This is a genomic window from uncultured Tateyamaria sp., assembly GCF_947494755.1.
Lineage (GTDB): Bacteria > Pseudomonadota > Alphaproteobacteria > Rhodobacterales > Rhodobacteraceae > Tateyamaria.
The window spans coordinates 333,342-351,259 of the sequence record NZ_CANLVZ010000002.1; the positions used below are offsets into that span (position 1 = coordinate 333,342).

Genomic DNA, 17,918 nt, shown 5'->3' on the forward strand with positions numbered 1-17,918 from the left:
CAAGTTGATTGAGGCTAGACAACTGGTTCACACATTGGCAACTGTTTTTTGCACACGTGTGCAAAAGTCGGAGGCAAGGCCATGAGCACCGCAAGAGAACTGGGCATCAAGTCCAAACTGGAGGCGCTGTGGGGCGACGATATTGCTGCGGCGCGGCAGGCCTTCGATGCAGTCTTTGCAGCCGATTGCGCCTTTCATTTCTCGCATCCCGTGAATGATATCGCCGGTTGCGACGCGGCATGGGAGGCCGTCTATCTCCCCCTGCGCGCCGCGCTGCGGCACGCGCGACGCCGGGATGAGGTCTTTATCGCCGGTCAGAACCGGCGCAGCGTCGGTGGCACGTGGATCGCGGCCCTGACACATTATGTCGGCACCCTTGCAGGCCCTCTTTTTGGGATCACCGCATCGAATCGCCTTGCCTTTCTGCGCTCGGGTGAATTCTACCGGATCGAGGGGGATTGCATCATCGAGGCACGGATCATCCTCGACCTGCCCGACCTCATGCGACAGGCCGGGCGCGATCCGTTCGGCGGTCGTCTGGGCACCGAAATGCTGTTTCCGGGCCCCGCGACCCATGACGGCATCCTGCCCGGCGGGGACGGCACCGCCAGCCTCGATCTGATCGAGGCGATGCTGGGCGATCTGCATGTCTATGACCCCAAAACCGGTACCTCCAAAGGGCAGACGGGGGTGGGCGGCTATTGGGCGGATGACATGCTCTGGTATGGCCCCGGCGGTATCGGATCGAACTATCGATGGGACGGGTTTACCCGCGATCACCGCGCCCCGTTTCTGGCGGCCTTTCCCGACCGCAAGGGCGGCAACCACTATGCGCGCATCGGTCAGGGCAACTATGCCGCCATCTCAGGCTGGCCGTCGATGACGATGACGCATACCGGGGATTACCTGGGGGTGCCTGCAACGCGCAAAGCCCTTACTCTGCGCGTGATGGATTTCTACCGCTGCGCGGACGGGCAGATCGCCGAGAACTGGGTGTGTCTCGACTATATGGACCTGATGGCGCAGATGGGCGTCGATCTGATCGCGCGTTCAAACGCCCTAGCGTAGCGCCTGCGCGGCATCTTTGATCCCGTCGGCCGAGGGCAGAGTAGCGGCATAAGCCCGCCAAACCCTTTCTGATAGCCCAGCCCCGCGATGCGCAGCGCCGTGGGGTTCGCACGGTGCCCATCGGAAGAGAACGGCAAGGTGGCCGTCTCGACCTCCGCACGCGGACGATAACCGGCGGCGACATCCGCGCCCGCATCGCCATAAACGCACACCGGGCGCAGATGCAGAACCGCCGGTTTACGATGGGTGCGCACATAGGTTGGCGCGCACCCACCCTTTCAGCGTCTTGGCCGAAATCCCGATCCAGTCGTCCTCACAGATGAAGGACAAAGGCAGCGGCACACCCTGCACAGAGGTTCGACAAGCTGCGTTAATCGCGTTGGGCGGTGGAGTGGTTCAACGAGGCGTCCTCAAAACTGGCCACCGCGCGGCCTGCGCGCGGCAGGGATTCACGCTCAGGGCGCGCGCGCCGCGCCAGCCCAAGCCCGTACGCCGCACCAACCGCCTTGGGCAGATGGCTGGCGATGGTAGACGTCCGGGGCGGCATGAACAGATCGTGGCTGCCCAGCACCTTGTGATGCCCGCCGCTGGTCGGATCATCCGCCGCGCAGGCAAAGGAGAGCAGCATGTCGCGGCAGATATGCTGTCCCGCCTTCTACATCTCGCGGCTGACAATATTGAGGGCGCGGGTCAGGCATTGATGCGCGAAAAAGGCCTTTGAACTGGTCAAATCCAGGCCGTCGGGTACGACATGCGGCAGCCAACCTGCCTTCAACCGCGACAGAAAATTACCATGAACAAGCGAAACGCGGTCCATACAGCATCCGCGCAAAAGGGGATTTCGTGCCTCCGGCGGCGGTATTTCCGGTCAAAAGAAAGAGTGGTTTTGCAGCTTCTTTTGACCCGAAATACCGTCGGGGGGCCCCGGGGGGCAGACAGCCCACCGGTGCGGCCTCTAGAAAAAGGCTTGAAGGCCGGTTTGGGCGCGCCCGAGGATCAGCGCATGCACGTCATGGGTGCCCTCATAGGTGTTGACCGTCTCGAGGTTCATCATGTGGCGCATCACCTGGAACTCGCCCGAGATGCCGTTGCCGCCGTGCATGTCACGGGCGTGGCGTGCGATCTCGAGCGCCTTGCCGCAGTTGTTGCGCTTGACGATCGACACCATTTCGGGTGCAGCCTGGGCCGCATCCATCAGCCGCCCCACTTGCAAAGCGCCCTGCAGGCCCAATGCGATCTCGGTCTGCATATCGGCCAGTTTCTTCTGAAAGAGTTGGGTTTGTGCCAAGGGTTTGCCGAACTGCTTGCGGTCCAGCCCGTATTGCCGCGCCGCATGCCAGCAGAACTCGGCCGCCCCCATCGCCCCCCACGAAATCCCGTAGCGCGCGCGGTTCAGGCACCCGAACGGACCCTTGAGGCCCTGCACATCCGGCAACAACGCGTCCTCGCCGACCTCGACGCCGTCCATCACGATCTCACCCGTGATCGAGGCGCGCAGCGACAGCTTGTTCTGTATCTTGGGGGCAGAAAGCCCCTTGGCCCCTTTTTCCAGCACAAAGCCGCGGATCTTGCCGTCATGGGCATCGGACTTGGCCCAGACCACGAACACATCCGCAATTGGCGCGTTCGAAATCCACATCTTGGCCCCGTTCAGCACATAGCCGCCGTCGACCTTCTTCGCCGTCGTCTTCATCCCCGCCGGATCCGATCCCGCATCCGGTTCAGTAAGACCGAAACAGCCGATATATTCCCCACTTGCCAGTTTTGGCAGGTACTTGCGGCGGTGCTCTTCTGAGCCATAGGCATAGATGGGGTACATCACGAGGCTCGATTGGACCGACATCATCGAGCGATACCCCGAATCGATCCGCTCGACTTCGCGCGCGACCAACCCGTAAGACACGTAGGATCCCCCCAAGCCACCGTACTCTTCGGGCAGCGTCACACCGAGCAACCCCATCTCACCCATTTCGGCAAAAATCTCGGGCGCGGAAGTTTCGTTCTCAAAGGCCTCGACCACGCGCGGGGCCAGTTTTTCCTGAGCATAGGCAGCAGCGGAGGACTGGATCATCCGCTCGTCCTCGCTCAGTTGTGCGGACAGTCGGAATGGGTCGGCCCAATCAAACGTGCCCAGATCGGGGGCGTCTTTGGCCTTCAGGATTTTGCTTGGGGCGTTCATCTCGTCTCTCCTTGGCTGCGCATGGGGTCGTCCCAGTATTGCAGGAAAGCTGCGCAACATCTAACGATGCCTTGTTCTGCAACCCATGAGAAATAGGCATATGTTGATGCACCGCCGCTTCTTGCCGTCAATTCCGGCCCTGCTGGCTTTTGAGGCCGTGGCCCGTTTGGGCTCCGCCACTGCTGCGGCCCAGGATCTGTCCGTAACCCAAAGCGCAATCAGCCGCCAGCTCAAGACCCTCGAAGAGCAGATCGGGGCACAGCTTTTGGCCCGCCAAGGCCGCACGCTGGTTCTGACACCCGCAGGGCGCAGCTATGTTGAGCAGGTGCGCGATGTCCTCAACCGTCTCGGCTCGGCCTCGGTCGCGGCGGGGGCCAATGCCGAAGGTGGCCCGCTGAACCTTGCGATCCTGCCCGCCTTCGGGATGCACTGGCTGGCACCGCGTCTGGCGGACTTTGCGCTGGCCCACCCGCAGGTCACAGTGAACCTCTCAACACGTCTCGCCCCGTTCGATTTTCGCGCGCAGCCCTTTGATGCGGCCATCCATTTTGGGCGACGCGACTGGCCGGGGGCCGACTATCTGCCGCTGATACCCGAAACCGTTGTGGCGGTTGCCGCGCCTGACATGGCCACAAATGCCACCGACGCGGCCAGTTTACGCGCGCTGCCCCTCCTGCACCTCGAGACCCGCCCCCGCGCGTGGGCGCGCTGGTTCGCAGCACAGGACCTGCCGGCCCCGGATGCTTCGGGCATGATGTTCGATCAGTTTTCCACCATGGCACAGGCCGCGATCCACGGGCTTGGGGTCGCGTTGTTGCCGACCTTTGTGGCGCAGGCGCATCTGGACAGCGGCGCGCTGCGCGCCGCATCCCCCAATGCCGAGCAAAGCGTGGGCGACTACTATCTGGTCTGGCCAGCCGAGCGGCCCGTGCCCCCATCACTGCAGGCCTTTCTAGCATGGCTCTCGACACAACTGCCCAACCCATGACTCAAGCCTGCCCCATTTCCGCCCCATTTCTGCGGGATGACTACGCCATATGATTCTGTTGATCGGGTGGGGCCGAAACCTGACAAGGAGTGCTGGCATGAAGCGCATGATTACCCTTGTGGCAACCGTTGCCACCCTAACCACCGCCACAACGGCAGTGGGCGAAGTCCATGATGTTATGATTCTGGACGGCGAATTCTTTCCACAAGTCACCTACTTGAATGAAGGCGACAGCGTCCGCTTCGAAAACGTGTCCGGTATCACGCACACGATCGGTTCGGCAGGCGACGAATGGGCGACCGACCCCATTGAGGCCGATGATGTCGTTATCGTCGTCTTTGACGAGGACAAGCCCCGCGAATTCTACAGCAAGCTGATCACCGACGACGACGGTGATCTCATCATCGCAGGCATGGTGGACTTCAGCCCGCCAAGCGCCGAAGATGACAACGACTAAAAAACGCGCAGCGCCTTGGTCTTGATTGGGTGGATCGGGGAACACCCCCGAAGCCCAATCTGAAACGGGGCGTCGCTTCCACTTCTTGATATTGCACAGCGGCAATCGGGCGGCGCGCGACAGGCGCGCGGCTCGGTTGCCGTTTCCCGTGTGATCGGGCTTGGCCATCGCCTGCTTGCGCCGCAACACACCGCGCTGCATGGTGCGCACCATGTCCAACCGCACCTGTACCATCGCTCTGCCCTATTACTCCGGCGCGGGTCACACCGCCCAGATTGCCACGGCCATTGCCGATGGAGCGACTGCGCAAGGCGCGACCTCGCACATCATTGATATCGAGAAGATCAGCGCATCGGATTGGGCTAGTCTGGATCGCGCCGATGCGATCCTTTTTGGCACGCCGACCTATATGGGGTCGGTCGCTGCTGCCTATGCCGCGTTTTTGGAAGAGGCCGGCGGGCGCTGGATGGACCAGATATGGGCCGACAAGGTCGCGGGCGGATTCACGGTTGCGACCTTTGGGTCGGGGGACAAACTGGGCGCCTTGCAACGACTCTCGATCTTTGCGGCGCAGATGGGGATGATCTGGACCGGGCCAAATGACATCGGCGCACCCGTCTTTCCAGCGGAGCCCGGGATCAATGCCGATGGCGGATGGCTCGGTCTGATGGGCAGCAGTGTCAGCACACCGCGCGGCGCGGTGCGGCCCGGTGATTTGGAAACCGGCAGACGATTTGGCGCGCGGGTGGCCAAGTTGTGCATGCGGATGTCGGATTAGATCAAGAGGCCCAGCATGAGGTGACATGCCGGGCCCAAATGGTTGGCCTGTAAGGCGCAGGTGTCCTGCGCCCAGAGCCCGATCAGTTCGAGTGGCCGGAGTGATCTGCGTGCCGGCCATGCGCCCCTGCTTCTGGCTTGCGCGCATTGTCGACGGGGATTGTCACAACGATCTCGCCAGACTGTTCGAACACCAGCGTGACCTCGATTTCAGCATCCTGCTCCAGCGGTCCGGTCAAACCCATTAGCATCACATGATCCGCGCCACGCATCATGTGATGTGTGGCTCCGGCAGGCAGTTCGATGCCGCCCTCGATCTCGGTCATCTGCAAAATCCCGTCGCCGACTTCGGTATGGGTGTGCAATTCGACCCGCTTGGCCGCATCCGTGCGGGCCGCGATCAGTCGATCGTCCTGATCAGAGGTGTTGTGGATCATCATGAACGCCGCGCCAGACTTCGCAGCCGGGCTGGCCGCGCGCGCGTATGGATCCATAATCATGATGCCGTCAGCCCATGCATGAGCTGCCAAAAGAGTTGCCGCCAAACTGGCCGCGACAAACGAACGAAAGGACATGAAAGCCCCCTTTTTGAATGATGTGTGGTGGTGGAACGAGAAAGGTAGAAACGTCAGCCGCTGACAGGTGGCGCCCGGGCGCGCGCGTTGCCGATTGTGTCCGCATCTCTGGCCACCACATGCGCAGGGCGCGTATTGGCTGCACGGGTCAGAGGGCGCTCAACCAAAACCGCAGGCGGCCCAAGCGCGCCGCTGACATGCAGCGCGCAGTCCGGGCACATATACGGGGCCGCAGTCGGATCACCCTGCCCGTCGATATATACCACATAGGTCGTGTCGCCCGCGCAGATCACCATGCTGTCCACAGCCATCGTGCTGTGGCGCGCTGCCCCTATCGCGTGGCTTGTCGCCACCAGCATCAAGCTGAACAGCATCGAGAGGAGCGCGCGTATCATAGATCCCGTCTTACCGGCACGATCCCCGACACTCAACCGCGTCAAAACGAAACAACCCCGCCTGCGCGGTCGCAAGCGGGGCTCATTTTTCGATGCCCGAAAGGGCAATCAGATCAGGCCGAAGCGGCTTGCGCCTTGGCGATCTCTTTCTTGACCTTCATCGCAGTGGCCGACAGCTCTGTGTCCTTGGCCTTGGCAAGATACGCGTCAAGCCCACCACGGTGGTCGACCGAGCGCAATGCCGCTGCCGAGATGCGCAGCTTGATGCCACGGCCCAGAGTTTCGGACTGCAAGGTCACATCGTTCAGGTTCGGCAAAAACCGCCGACGGGTTCTGTTTTTCGCGTGGCTGACATTGTTGCCAACCATCGGGCCCTTACCGGTCAATTCGCATACGCGCGACATGGGGTCATCCTCGTCTAGTGAAATTGCAAAAGGCTGGCCTTCGGCAAATATAAAAGGGCTCCGCCACGGCGGATCCCGGGAATCTGGTTTGGGCGTGATTAGGCCCAAGGCCCCGGCGCGTCAACCCCCAGATGGCCCCTTGGAACCGATCAAAGAGGCCGCCCGCGCGCGGGCCGTGTCTGCCAGTGCGACATGCCCGTGTTTCTGCGCCGCGTCGCCCAGGCCCGTCCAATACTCCGCCGATCCCCGCCGCCCGGCCTTGTGCCACGCAATCACATCGCGCGTGCGCACCGGCGGGTCCAGCAGTGCTTGTTGAAAGCGCCCGAAATGGCCCCCGGATTTCAGCACCCGCGCCGCCTGATGTCCCGCTCCCGGCGTGCGCGCCACACTGAGCCGACGAAAATGGCGCTGCACCAACCGCGCGTTCCTCAGATCAAGCGGGCGGAACGGGTCAAGCAGGATGACGCCCGCCACCTGCCGCCGCCCATGGGTCGCAAGATCACCCAGTGCTGCATCGAATTCACCCGCGCAATTGCGAAACCGTTTGTCAAACGGCACCACCTGCGGGTGGATCGAAAATTGCGGCGTCACCAGCACCACGTGCCGCAAATCAAGCACCGACGAAAACCGCAACGCCCCATAGCCGCCCATCGAAAAGCCCAAGGCGACGCGTCGCCCATAGCCCGACGTCGCCTGCGCCAGCGCGCGTTCCAATGCGGTCGTCTCATCATTGATGTACCAGTCGTTCAGCCGCGTCTGGATGTGCAGATGGGCATGACCCGCCTCTACATAGCCCTGACTGGGGCGTGGCGCATCAAAGACACCGTCCGTGTGGACCCGGTGGCGAAACGTCACCAGCAACCGCCGCCCCGTGGGGTTGAACAAATCGGCCCGCAGCCGATCCCCGGCAAAGATCGACAGCGGCGTGTCCATCTAGCGGCTCAGATGCTTCGAAATCAGATCGCGCGCGGCATCTCCGGGGCTGATTTCACCCGCCTCGACCTGCCCGGCCAGCGCGTCCATCGCCGCACGCACCGCGTCCGCCTTGAGCTGCGCCAGAAGGGCGGACCGGACCTCTTCCTCGAACCAGTATCGCGCCTGTGCGGCCCGTGTGCCTTCAAAAAATCCGGCCTCCTTGCGCCAGTCTGCGAGGGCCTGCATGTCGGCCCACGCGGCCTCCAACCCGTCTTCGTGCAAGGCAGACACCATCATCGCACGGGGATACCCGGCAGGATCCTGCGGGCGCTTGCGCAAAAGGCGCAGGGCACCCGCATAGTCCGCACAGGTTCGTGTCGCCGCCGCTTTCAGATCTCCGTCAGCCTTGTTGATCAGGATCATGTCGGCCATTTCCATGATGCCGCGCTTGACCCCCTGCAATTCGTCGCCCCCCGCCGGTGCCAGCAGCAGCAGGAACAGATCGGCCATCTGCGCCACAACCGTTTCGGACTGACCAACCCCCACGGTTTCGATCAGCACCACGTCGAACCCCGCCCCTTCGCACAAAGCAACAGCCTCGCGCGTGCGCCGGGCGACACCACCCAGATGGGTCTGACTCGGCGAAGGGCGGATAAACGCATTCGGCTCGCGGCTAAGCAGATCCATGCGGGTTTTGTCCCCAAGGATCGACCCGCCCGACCGGGCCGAGGAGGGGTCGACGGCCAGTACAGCCACCCGCAGACCCGCGCGCACCAGCATCATCCCAAACGCCTCGATGAACGTCGATTTGCCCACCCCGGGCGTCCCCGACAAACCGATCCGCAACGCTTGGCGGTCGCGTGGCAGGGCGGCGAGCACCTCAAGCGCCTGCGCGCGGTGATCGGGCCGCGCGCTTTCCACCAGCGTGATGCCACGGGCCAGCGCGCGACGCTCGGCAGCGGCGATGCGGTTGGCCAGATCGGTGGTGTCCATGGGCTGCTCCGTGACGTGGTGTCGTTTGTCCGCAACCCGCCCCCAAATGTCCAGAGTTGGCGCGCACGGCTGGTTGCGCCATAAGGCGGCCCATGACCGACCCCTTGCCCATTGACGCCATCCTGCCGGATCTGATCGACGCGTTGCGGCGCGACGGGCGGGCCGTGCTACAAGCGCCCCCCGGCGCGGGCAAGACCACGAGGGTGCCTTTGGCGATGCTCGAGGCGGGGCTGACGCATGGCAAAATCCTGATGCTGGAACCTCGCCGCCTGGCTGCACGCGCCGCAGCGGATCGTATGGCCGCGACATTGGGCGAGAAAACCGGACAGACCGTCGGCTACCGGATCCGGGGGGACGCCGCGATTGGCCCTGACACCCGCATCGAAGTCGTCACCGAAGGCATCCTGACGCGCATGTTGCAGGACGCCCCCGACCTGCCGGGGATCGGCGCAGTGATCTTTGACGAATTTCACGAACGCTCGCTGAATGCGGACCTTGGGCTGGCGCTGTGCCTTGAGGTGGCCGAGGCCCTGCGCGATGACCTCATCCTGCTCGCCATGTCCGCCACCCTTGATGCGGACCCCGTTGCGCAGGTGATGCGCGCGCCCATCCTCACCTCCGAGGGGCGCAGTTTCGAGGTCACACCGCACTGGCTGCCAAAGCCCCTGCCCAAGGATCAACGCTTTGAGGCGCAAATAAGCGACCTGATCCTGCATGCCCTGGCCGACGCCCCCGGCTCCTTGCTCGCCTTCCTGCCGGGAGAGGGCGAAATCCGCCGCACCCAGGCTCTGCTGGAACGCCAAGCCCCGCAAGGGGTCGCCATCCACCCCCTGTTCGGCGCGATGGATTTCAAGGCGCAGCGCGCCGCGATCACGCCGTCGGACACACGCAAGGTCGTGCTGGCCACCTCGATTGCGGAAACCTCCCTCACGATCCCCGACATCCGCATCGTGGTCGATGGCGGCAAATCCCGACGCGCGCGGTTTGATCCATCCTCGGGCATGTCGCGGCTGGTGACGGAACGGGTCACGCGGGCCGAAGCGGCACAACGCGCCGGACGCGCGGGCCGCGTCGCACCGGGGGCCGCCTACAAGCTGTGGACGCGAGGAGAAGATGGCGCCCTCGCCCAGTTTCCCCCGCCCGAGATCGAAGCCGGCGATCTTGCGGCCTTTGCCCTCGAACTCAGCCTGTGGGGCGGGAGCGAAGACACGTTGCGCTTTGTGACCCCACCCCATGGCGGGCGATTGGCCGAGGCGCGCGCGCTGCTGCGGATGCTCGGCGCGCTGAACGCAGATCACCGCATCACGCCGCACGGGCGGGCACTTGCAAGACGTCCCCTGCACCCCCGCCTTGCGCATATGCTTGTCAGCGCAGGCCCCCAGGCCGCCACGCTCGCCGCCCTGCTGGCAGAACGCGACCCGCTGCGCAATCGCGGCACCGATCTGACCCTGCGTCTGCGCGCCATTCATGACCCAAACGCTTTTCCCGACGCGCATCGCGGTGCCATCGCGCGGATCAGGGACGAAGCCAAACGGCTGAAACGTGGCGAGGTCAAAGGCCGCGCCCTCGACACCGGCGAAATGGTCGCGCTCGCCTATCCCGACCGGATCGGGCTGCGCCGGGCCGGGGACGCGCCGCGCTATGTGCTGTCGGGAGGCAAAGGGGCGCTGCTGCCGCTCGGAGACGCACTGGCCGGGCACCGGCTGATCGTGGCCACAGACCTCGACGGCGACCCGCGCGAGGCCCGCATCCGCCAGGCCATTGCACTGACGCAAGACGCGCTCGAAACACTCTATGGCGACCAAATCACCGAGGTGCATGTCTGCGCATGGTCCAAGCGCGACCGCGCAGTCGAGGCGCGCATCCAGCGCCGCTTTGGCGCGCTGGTGCTCGAGGACAAGCCCTGGCACGATGCCCCCGAGGACCAGATCGCGCGCGCCATGCTCGACGGCATCCGCACGCTCGGGCTAAAGCCCTCAAAAGGGGCGCGACGGCTGATGGCGCGCGCCGCGCTGATGGGAAATGACTTCCCGGACCTCAGCGAAGATCACCTGCTCGACACTGCCGAGGACTGGCTGCTTGGACATATCGGCAGGCTGCGCAACGCTGCGGACTGGAAAGCGTTCGACATTCTGCCCGCCGTGCAAGCGCATCTCGGCTGGGAGGCTCAAACCAGGCTCGACCGCGCGGTGCCGGGCCACTTCCAAACACCTCTGGGGCGGAACATCGCAATCGACTACGACGAGGCGACGCCAGGCATCAAAGTCCGACTGCAGGAAATGTTCGGGGTCACGCGACACCCGATGGTCGGGCGCACCCCGCTGCAAATCACGCTGCTCTCGCCTGCGCAGCGCCCCGTGCAGGTGACATCAGACCTGCCGGGGTTCTGGGTGACCTCCTATGCCGATGTGCGCAAGGACATGCGCGGCCAGTATCCAAAACACCCCTGGCCCGAAGACCCCACCCAAGCCGACCCGACGCTGCGCGCCAAACCAAGACGCTGATGCGACCCACATCTTCTTTTGACCAAAAATACTGCGGGGGAATCGCGCAAGCGATGGGGGCAGAGCCCCCTGACCATCGCGTCGCGCAGCGTCCTTTGGATCAGCCCCAATCGCCGTGATGGGCACCATCAGCATCGATGCGCTCAAACCCGTGTGCGCCAAAATAATCACGCAACCCCTGAATCATGTCCGCCGTCCCGCGCGCCGCCGCCATGCTGTCGTGCCAAGCGAGGGCCGCCGATAGGGCAGGCACCGGCTGTCCCGCCAGATTGGCCGCAACCACGACACGGCGCAGACCCGGCAACGTCTCGGCCAGACGTGACGCCATGGCAGGCGCGAGGATCATATGATCATGGCGCAAGGTGCCACGAAACGCGTCGGCAAACACATCCAGCAGGGCCGAGCGGATGATGCAGCCCGCCCGCCAGATTTCAGCGATCTGCGCCATATCCAGCGACCACTCAAACGCCTCGGAGGCGACTGCCATCACACGAAACCCTTGCGCATGCGCTAGAATGCGACCCGCCAGCATGGCCGCTTCGAGATCGGCCTCACTGGGCATTTCAAAGCTCTGCGCGCCAAGGGTCAGCGTGTCCTGCCCGGCGACACGCGCCTCTTTTTCCGAGGACCACCCACGCGCACCCACCGCCGCCTCGATGGCTGACGCGGATTGCCCCAGCTTCAACGCCTCGATCACGGTCCAACGCCCTGTACCTTTTTGACCGGCGCTGTCGACAATGACCTCAATCATCGGCCTTCCGGTCTGACTTTCAGTGGCGGCCAGAACGTCGGCGGCACTCTCGATCAGGTAGGAACTCAGCGGCCCCTGCTTCCAGCGCGCAAACATCGCGCCGATCTCTGCCACGGGCAGACCCGCCATGTCCCGCTGAATGCCATAAATCTCAGCGATCATCTGCATGTCGGCATATTCGATGCCATTGTGCACCGTCTTGACGAAATGCCCCGCCCCGTCCGGGCCCACATGGGCCACACAAGGCGTGCCCTCAAAATCGGCAGCAATCGCTTCGGCCATGGGGCGAAACTGGGCCCAGGAATGCGCGGACCCGCCGACCATCATCGACGGCCCGCGCCGCGCGCCCTCTTCGCCGCCGGACACGCCCATGCCGACAAAATGCACGCCACTGCCGTCCACTGCCGCGTGGCGAGAGCGGGTGTCGTTGAAATCCGCATTGCCGCCATCAATGATCGTGTCCCCGTCGCTCAGCAATGGGCGCAACGCATCGATCATAGCGTCCGTGGCCTTGCCCGAGGGCACCATCAACAGCACCGTGCGCGGGGTCTTGAGGGCCTCGACAAAAGCACCCAGATCGGAGTGGCCTTCGGCAGACCCCGACAAGCCGTCCGCCTCTTTCAGGAAGGGTGCGATCTTGTCATCGCTCCGGTTCGACACGGCCACGACAAACCCGTTGTCGATCATGTTCAGCGCCAGCGCCGATCCCATTGTTCCCAACCCGTAAACACCGATATCCGCGCGCATATGCAGCCCCTTTTGATTTTCACTTGCTGTGACCATAGGCCCCGCGTGAGGGCGCACAAGGGCGTCCTCACTCCTGCCGGATATGGGACACGCTCAGGCCGGGTGGGCCTTGGCCCTCCGCCTCGGCGGCACGGATCAACGCGCGCATCCGGGCGTTGAGCGGGGCCTGACGCCCGTGCCGCTCTGCAAGCCGCAGGATGGCCCCCTGAAGCGCATCAATCTCGGTCTTGCGCCCCCGTTTGAGATCGTCCCACATGGACGAGCGCGCATGCGCATCAATCGTCAACATCTGTGCGGCCACCCGGCGAAATATCGGGGTGGGCAGGCGCAGAATCGCGGGGATCAGCCGCGGCGGGGCGGCTGTGAATTTCGCAGGCGTGATTCCAGCCACGTTCAACACCTTCAGCGCTTCGGCCATCTGGTCGGCCATCAGCGCGCGCCACGCCCGGTCGTGCAGCTGCTCAAGCAGGGGCATATCGGACAGTGCATTGATCGCATTGCCCAGATTGATCAGCAATTTGCCCCATTGCACCGCCTCGATATTGTCGACGGATCGCCACGTCAAAGGGCCTGCATCAAGGGTCGGGATCGGCCCTGCCTCGACCAGAATATCGCCGGATGAGGCGCGGTGCATGTGGCATGGCCCGTCGGGCACCACGTTGAAAGGCACCATCCCTGCGCGCACGTCGGCACCCGGTAAGGCCGCGCGCAACTCAGGCGCGTTGCTGACCCCGTTTTGCAGGGACACCACCTGGGCCTGTGGCATATGCGTCGCGATGAGGCGCGCCATATCCTGGGTGTCGCGCGCCTTGACACAGACAAGGATCAGGTCCGCCCCCTCAAGCACGGCCTTTGGATCGTCACTCATCATCAGATCGCTTAAGCGCGCGTCGTAACCGGCATAATCCGTCAGGCGCAGCCCATGTTCCGCGCAGTCCGCCACAAGCCCGGCGCGCGCCAGAAAGCGCACGTCGTGGCCCGCATCCACCAGCACCCCACCAACAAAGCAGCCAATGCTGCCTGCGCCTGCGATTGCGATGGTGGGGCGCTCAGTCATCCTAGACCCCCAGACACCAGCGCATGATCGACTTTTGCGCATGCAGCCGGTTTTCGGCCTCGTCGAAGATTACCGAATGGGGGCCGTCCATCACCTCGGACGTGGCCTCGTCATCGCGGTGTGCGGGCAGGCAGTGCATGAACAGGCTGTCGGGCTTGGCCAGCGACATCAGCGCATCATTGACCTGATAACCGCGCAACTGGTTGTGGCGCCGCTCGCGCGCCGATTGGGGGTCGTGCATGGACACCCAAGTGTCCGTCACCACCAGATCGGCGCCTTCGACGGCGGTTTGGGGGTTACGCTCGGTTGTATACAGACCGTCCAGCGCCCGCTCGGGATCAAGCGGTTCGGGACCCGTAAAGACCAGATCGAACTCAAACTGCTTGGCCGCATGCGCAAAGCTGGCAAACACGTTGTTGCCATCGCCGGACCACACGACCTTTTTGCCCTTGATCGGCCCGCGATGTTCTTCGAACGTCATGATGTCGGCCATGATCTGGCAGGGATGCGTGCGGTTTGTGAGCCCGTTGATCACCGGCACAGTAGCATATTCCGCCATTTCCAGCAGCGTCGCCTCTTCGAATGTGCGGATCATGATCAGGTCCACGTAGCGGCTGAGCACGCGGGCCGTGTCGGCGATTGTCTCGCCGTGCCCAAGCTGCATGTCGCTGCCCGACAGCACCATCGTCTGCCCGCCCATCTGGCGCACGCCCACATCGAAGGACACGCGCGTCCGGGTCGAGGGCTTTTCAAAGATCAGCGCGACCATGTGCCCGGCAAGCGGTTGGTCATCGTCCGGAGTGCCCTTGGGTCGGCCCGCACGCGCCTGTTTCATGGCTTGCGCGGCGTTGATGATCTGGCGCAAATCGCCCGGGCTGGTTGTATGGATGTCGAGAAAGTGGGTCATGTCGATGTCTCTTTGGTGGAGAGCGCCGGGGGCCAGCCCCCGGACCCCCGCGGTTTATCTGGCGAAATGAAAAGGGGATCAGGGCACAACACAAGTTGCCGCTTTGTCCAGACGCGCGACCGCGTCGTCAATCTCGGAATCTGTGATTGTAAGGGGCGGCAGCAAGCGGATCGTGTTGTCGGCAGCCGGGACGGTGATCACATCGTTATCGTAACCCGCATTCACCACGTCGGTGTTCGTGACTTTGCATTTGATGCCCATCATCAGCCCTGAACCGCGCACAAAGTCGAAAACGTCCGGGTGGCTGGCCACCAGCCCTTCCAGCTTTTGGCGTAGCAGGCCTGCCTTGCGGTTCACCTCGGCCAGAAAGTCGGGATCGGTAACGATGTCCATCACCGCACAGCCAACCGCGCAGCCAAGCGGGTTGCCCCCGTATGTCGAGCCGTGCGTCCCTGCAGTCATGCCGCTGGCCGCCTCTTCGGTTGCAAGCACCGCACCGAGGGGGAAGCCGCCCCCGATACCTTTGGCGACCATCATGATGTCGGGCTCGATCCCAGCCCATTCATGGGCAAACAATTTGCCGGTGCGGCCCACGCCGCATTGCACTTCGTCGAGGATCAGCAGGATGCCGCGTTCATCACACAGATCGCGCAAGCCTTTGAGGCACTGGTCCGGCACCGGGATGATCCCGCCCTCGCCCTGCACCGGTTCGATCAGGATTGCGGCTGTGGCGTCCGTGATTGCAGGCGCGATGGCATCGTGATCGCCGAATGTCAGATGGGTAAAGCCGGGCAGCAACGGGCCAAAGCCCTTGATCATTTTTTCGGACCCCGCAGCGGCGATGCCCGCCGAGGACCGGCCATGGAAGCTGCCCGAGAAAGTGATGATATCGACCTTGTCGGGTTGGCCTTTGTCATACCAGTATTTGCGCGCCATTTTCACGGCGAGTTCGCAGGCCTCAGTGCCGGAATTGGTGAAAAACACCGTGTCGGCGAATGTCGCATCCACCAGCTTGTCCGCCAGCGCCTGTTGCTGGGGGATGTGGTAAAGGTTGGACGTGTGCCAAAGCGTGCCCGCCTGATCCGTCAGCGCCTCGGTGAGGGCGGGATGCGCGTGGCCCAATGCGTTCACCGCAATCCCCGCGCCCAGATCCAGAAAGCGTCGCCCGTCCGCCTCGATCAGCCAGGAGCCTTCACCTTTGACGAAGGTCATGGGGGCACGCGAATAGGTCGGAAGAACGGAAGCGATCATCGGGATCATCCTTTGGAAAGGCCATGAGGGCACTTGCGTTGGTGCATGAGCCGCATGACGGGGTCAACAGATTTGAAGATGAAAGGGTCGTGCCCTACGATCAGGCACGTGGGATCAGTGGCAGCCTTAGCTGCGGCGCAAGGGTCGTCGGAGGCGCGTGTCAGTGATCATGTCGCCGTCCTAGCGCAGTCGCCGCTTGGACGCCAGATGAAATCCGCTTGCGCTTGGGACCACGCGGGCGCAGAGATCGCACATGTATACCGCCAAGGCCCACAATCCCGCGCTGGCCGCGACCCTGATCTGTGTGGCTTGTGCTTTTATTGCCGCGACCACGCTGTTTGCCAAAGCCCTGGGCACGGATCAGTTCGGCCCCGCTATGCACCCCTTCCAGATCGTGTTTGGTCGGTTTCTCTTTGCGTTCATCTGCCTTGGCCTTGCCGCCCGGATCCTGCGCCCCGAATTGCAGCGTCCGCATCTGGGCCTGCACCTCACCCGAACGCTTGGTGGCTGGGCGGGTCTGGTCTTGATGTTTGCCTCTGTCGCCTACATCCCGCTGGCCGATGCCACGGCCATATCCTTTTTGAACCCGGTTTTCGGTATGATGTTTGCCATTCCCCTGTTGGGAGAGAAAGTGGGCAAGTGGCGCTGGCTCGCGGCGGTCATTGCCCTGATTGGCGCGGTCGTGTTGTTGCGCCCAACGCCCGAGAGTTTTCAGCCCGCCGCGCTGCTGGCCCTCGGTGCAGCCGTCATCCTGGGGTTCGAGTTGAACATCATCAAACGCCTGACCCAACGCGAAAGCCCGTTTTCCATTTTGATCGTGAACAATGCGATCGGGGTTGTGATCGCCACGCTGGCGGTGCTGTGGGTCTGGCAGGCCCCGACCCTTGCTCAATGGGCGCTGATGGCGGGGATTGGCAGTGCGATGGCGGTCGCCCAAACCTGTTTTGTCAATGCGATGGCGCGGGCGGATGCGAGCTTTGTGGCCCCGTTCAGTTATGGCACTCTGATCTTTGCCGCAATCTACGACATCATGTTCTATGACGTGATCCCGGATGGCGTGACAATTCAGGGCGCGGCGATCATCATTGCGGGGGCTTTGCTGCTGGCCTGGCGGGAAGGGCGGCGTGCGCGCGCTTTGCCTGACAGTCGTCCCTTGTAACTTTGGCTTGGCCCATTAGTATAGGGCGCTGACACGAAATTCAGGGCGGCCGCGCATGCGGGCCGCCTTTTAGCTTGGAAAGCCTGCCCATGTCATGGACTGACGAACGCGTTGAACTGCTGAAAAAGATGTGGGGCGAGGGCCAGTCGGCCAGCCAGATCGCCAAGGAGCTTGGCGGCGTGACCCGCAATGCGGTCATTGGCAAGGTGCATCGCCTTGGCCTGTCCAACCGCGCAGGCAGCGGTGCAGCGGCCCCCAAGACCGAAGCCAAGGCCAAGCCGGCACCCAAGGCCAAGGTCGAACCCAAGCCCCAACCCAAGACTGAACCGGCCATCAAGCCAGCCCCTCCCGGTGCCAAGCCCAACCTGCCCGCCCGCAAGCAGATCATTCCCGCGGGTCAGCCGCTGCCCCCGCAGCCCTCGGCCAACGAGATCAGCCCCGAGGCGCTGGCCAAGGTCAACGAGGTCGAGAAGAAGGCCAAGAAGATCGGCCTGATGGAGTTGACCGAGCGCACATGCAAGTGGCCCGTGGGTGATCCTGCGACCGACAATTTCTGGTTCTGTGGTTTGCCGGTGCAGCAAGGCAAACCCTATTGCGAGGCCCATGTGGGCGTTGCGTTTCAGCCAATGTCATCGCGGCGGGATCGTCGGCGCTAACGACGCTACCCCTTGATCTTGACCTGCTCCCCTGAGAGTCCGTGTTTATAAGTTAGCACTGTTCAGGTTTTGGTCCTCTTCTGACCGGTTAGCATATTCGTATGGCGTCAGGCCAGCGAGGCTGGAGTGAGGCCG

At 63.4% G+C, this 17,918-nt stretch carries 17 protein-coding genes and 1 pseudogene; 7 read left to right on the top strand and 11 right to left on the bottom strand.

The genetic code is table 11. From position 1 onward, the window contains the following. Positions 1–81 precede the first annotated feature (81 nt). Positions 82–1,068 carry an ester cyclase gene (locus Q0908_RS04320; RefSeq protein WP_299281259.1) on the top strand — a complete coding sequence of 329 codons (987 nt, stop codon included), beginning with the start codon at positions 82–84 and terminating at the stop codon, positions 1,066–1,068. A 164-nt stretch (positions 1,069–1,232) separates the two neighbouring features. Here the strand turns inward: Q0908_RS04320 and Q0908_RS04325 are convergent. Together Q0908_RS04325 and Q0908_RS04330 are read right to left on the bottom strand one after the other, a co-directional pair. Beyond that, positions 1,233–1,885 (bottom strand): annotated as a pseudogene (locus Q0908_RS04325) (MFS transporter); the annotation flags it as partial. A 138-nt stretch (positions 1,886–2,023) separates the two neighbouring features. Continuing rightward, positions 2,024–3,247 (bottom strand): acyl-CoA dehydrogenase, encoded by a 1,224-nt coding sequence (locus tag Q0908_RS04330; protein ID WP_299281261.1) that lies wholly within the window; start codon positions 3,245–3,247, stop codon positions 2,024–2,026. Between the two features lie 100 nt (positions 3,248–3,347). On the opposite strand from Q0908_RS04330, the gene Q0908_RS04335 reads away from it, so the two are divergent. From Q0908_RS04335 to Q0908_RS04345, 3 genes are all read left to right on the top strand, one after another. Continuing rightward, positions 3,348–4,235: a LysR substrate-binding domain-containing protein gene (locus tag Q0908_RS04335; RefSeq protein WP_299281262.1), complete on the top strand. Its 888-nt coding sequence runs from the start codon at positions 3,348–3,350 to the stop codon at positions 4,233–4,235. Positions 4,236–4,332: 97 nt separating this feature from the next. Then, positions 4,333–4,692, top strand: coding sequence for a hypothetical protein (locus tag Q0908_RS04340; protein WP_299281264.1), 360 nt, complete (start codon positions 4,333–4,335; stop codon positions 4,690–4,692). Between the two features lie 211 nt (positions 4,693–4,903). Beyond that, positions 4,904–5,470: a flavodoxin family protein gene (locus Q0908_RS04345; protein ID WP_299281266.1), complete on the top strand. Its 567-nt coding sequence runs from the start codon at positions 4,904–4,906 to the stop codon at positions 5,468–5,470. 82 nt (positions 5,471–5,552) lie between these two features. Here Q0908_RS04345 and Q0908_RS04350 read toward each other — a convergent pair whose 3' ends face one another. From Q0908_RS04350 to meaB, 5 genes are all read right to left on the bottom strand, one after another. Next, positions 5,553–6,044: a copper chaperone PCu(A)C gene (locus tag Q0908_RS04350; protein ID WP_299281268.1), complete on the bottom strand. Its 492-nt coding sequence runs from the start codon at positions 6,042–6,044 to the stop codon at positions 5,553–5,555. A 53-nt stretch (positions 6,045–6,097) separates the two neighbouring features. Then, positions 6,098–6,439: a hypothetical protein gene (locus Q0908_RS04355; protein WP_299281270.1), complete on the bottom strand. Its 342-nt coding sequence runs from the start codon at positions 6,437–6,439 to the stop codon at positions 6,098–6,100. A 113-nt stretch (positions 6,440–6,552) separates the two neighbouring features. Beyond that, positions 6,553–6,843 (bottom strand): 50S ribosomal protein L28, encoded by a 291-nt coding sequence (rpmB, locus tag Q0908_RS04360; RefSeq protein ID WP_299281272.1) that lies wholly within the window; start codon positions 6,841–6,843, stop codon positions 6,553–6,555. 120 nt (positions 6,844–6,963) lie between these two features. Then, positions 6,964–7,776 (bottom strand): alpha/beta hydrolase, encoded by an 813-nt coding sequence (locus Q0908_RS04365; protein ID WP_299281273.1) that lies wholly within the window; start codon positions 7,774–7,776, stop codon positions 6,964–6,966. Next, the gene (meaB, locus tag Q0908_RS04370) at positions 7,777–8,751 is read right to left on the bottom strand and encodes a methylmalonyl Co-A mutase-associated GTPase MeaB (RefSeq protein ID WP_299281275.1); all 975 of its coding nucleotides are present in this window, start codon (positions 8,749–8,751) and stop codon (positions 7,777–7,779) included. A gap of 92 nt (positions 8,752–8,843) precedes the next feature. Between meaB and hrpB the strand changes: the two genes are divergently transcribed. Next, the gene (gene hrpB, locus Q0908_RS04375; RefSeq protein ID WP_299281277.1) at positions 8,844–11,255 is read left to right on the top strand and encodes an ATP-dependent helicase HrpB; all 2,412 of its coding nucleotides are present in this window, start codon (positions 8,844–8,846) and stop codon (positions 11,253–11,255) included. Between the two features lie 100 nt (positions 11,256–11,355). Here hrpB and gndA read toward each other — a convergent pair whose 3' ends face one another. The 4 genes from gndA to Q0908_RS04395 all read right to left on the bottom strand — a co-directional run bounded on the left by gndA (position 11,356) and on the right by Q0908_RS04395 (position 15,968). Beyond that, positions 11,356–12,753, bottom strand: a complete 1,398-nt coding sequence (gene gndA, locus Q0908_RS04380) for an NADP-dependent phosphogluconate dehydrogenase (RefSeq protein WP_299281278.1) — start codon at positions 12,751–12,753, stop codon at positions 11,356–11,358. 67 nt (positions 12,754–12,820) lie between these two features. Further along, entirely contained in the window at positions 12,821–13,810 is a 990-nt protein-coding gene (locus Q0908_RS04385; RefSeq protein WP_299281280.1) for a 2-dehydropantoate 2-reductase, read from the bottom strand. Position 13,811: 1 nt separating this feature from the next. Further along, positions 13,812–14,717, bottom strand: a complete 906-nt coding sequence (gene argF, locus Q0908_RS04390; RefSeq protein ID WP_299281281.1) for an ornithine carbamoyltransferase — start codon at positions 14,715–14,717, stop codon at positions 13,812–13,814. Positions 14,718–14,795: 78 nt separating this feature from the next. Further along, the gene (locus Q0908_RS04395; protein WP_299281282.1) at positions 14,796–15,968 is read right to left on the bottom strand and encodes an aspartate aminotransferase family protein; all 1,173 of its coding nucleotides are present in this window, start codon (positions 15,966–15,968) and stop codon (positions 14,796–14,798) included. Between the two features lie 253 nt (positions 15,969–16,221). Between Q0908_RS04395 and Q0908_RS04400 the strand changes: the two genes are divergently transcribed. Both Q0908_RS04400 and Q0908_RS04405 read left to right on the top strand, forming a co-directional pair. Next, the gene (locus Q0908_RS04400) at positions 16,222–17,127 is read left to right on the top strand and encodes a DMT family transporter (RefSeq protein WP_299281283.1); all 906 of its coding nucleotides are present in this window, start codon (positions 16,222–16,224) and stop codon (positions 17,125–17,127) included. A gap of 89 nt (positions 17,128–17,216) precedes the next feature. Beyond that, positions 17,217–17,783, top strand: a complete 567-nt coding sequence (locus tag Q0908_RS04405; protein ID WP_299281284.1) for a GcrA family cell cycle regulator — start codon at positions 17,217–17,219, stop codon at positions 17,781–17,783. The last annotated feature ends 135 nt before the right edge of the window (positions 17,784–17,918 follow it).

Bases quoted from the DNA above. Each gene is read 5' to 3' on its own strand.
- Q0908_RS04320 (WP_299281259.1), top strand. From the start codon at position 82: ATGAGCACCGCAAGAGAACTGGGCATCAAGTCCAAACTGGAGGCGCTG.
- Q0908_RS04330 (WP_299281261.1), bottom strand. From the start codon at position 3,247: ATGAACGCCCCAAGCAAAATCCTGAAGGCCAAAGACGCCCCCGATCTG.
- Q0908_RS04335 (WP_299281262.1), top strand. From the start codon at position 3,348: ATGTTGATGCACCGCCGCTTCTTGCCGTCAATTCCGGCCCTGCTGGCT.
- Q0908_RS04340 (WP_299281264.1), top strand. From the start codon at position 4,333: ATGAAGCGCATGATTACCCTTGTGGCAACCGTTGCCACCCTAACCACC.
- Q0908_RS04345 (WP_299281266.1), top strand. From the start codon at position 4,904: ATGTCCAACCGCACCTGTACCATCGCTCTGCCCTATTACTCCGGCGCG.
- Q0908_RS04350 (WP_299281268.1), bottom strand. From the start codon at position 6,044: ATGTCCTTTCGTTCGTTTGTCGCGGCCAGTTTGGCGGCAACTCTTTTG.
- Q0908_RS04355 (WP_299281270.1), bottom strand. From the start codon at position 6,439: ATGATACGCGCGCTCCTCTCGATGCTGTTCAGCTTGATGCTGGTGGCG.
- rpmB (WP_299281272.1), bottom strand. From the start codon at position 6,843: ATGTCGCGCGTATGCGAATTGACCGGTAAGGGCCCGATGGTTGGCAAC.
- Q0908_RS04365 (WP_299281273.1), bottom strand. From the start codon at position 7,776: ATGGACACGCCGCTGTCGATCTTTGCCGGGGATCGGCTGCGGGCCGAT.
- meaB (WP_299281275.1), bottom strand. From the start codon at position 8,751: ATGGACACCACCGATCTGGCCAACCGCATCGCCGCTGCCGAGCGTCGC.
- hrpB (WP_299281277.1), top strand. From the start codon at position 8,844: ATGACCGACCCCTTGCCCATTGACGCCATCCTGCCGGATCTGATCGAC.
- gndA (WP_299281278.1), bottom strand. From the start codon at position 12,753: ATGCGCGCGGATATCGGTGTTTACGGGTTGGGAACAATGGGATCGGCG.
- Q0908_RS04385 (WP_299281280.1), bottom strand. From the start codon at position 13,810: ATGACTGAGCGCCCCACCATCGCAATCGCAGGCGCAGGCAGCATTGGC.
- argF (WP_299281281.1), bottom strand. From the start codon at position 14,717: ATGACCCACTTTCTCGACATCCATACAACCAGCCCGGGCGATTTGCGC.
- Q0908_RS04395 (WP_299281282.1), bottom strand. From the start codon at position 15,968: ATGATCGCTTCCGTTCTTCCGACCTATTCGCGTGCCCCCATGACCTTC.
- Q0908_RS04400 (WP_299281283.1), top strand. From the start codon at position 16,222: ATGTATACCGCCAAGGCCCACAATCCCGCGCTGGCCGCGACCCTGATC.
- Q0908_RS04405 (WP_299281284.1), top strand. From the start codon at position 17,217: ATGTCATGGACTGACGAACGCGTTGAACTGCTGAAAAAGATGTGGGGC.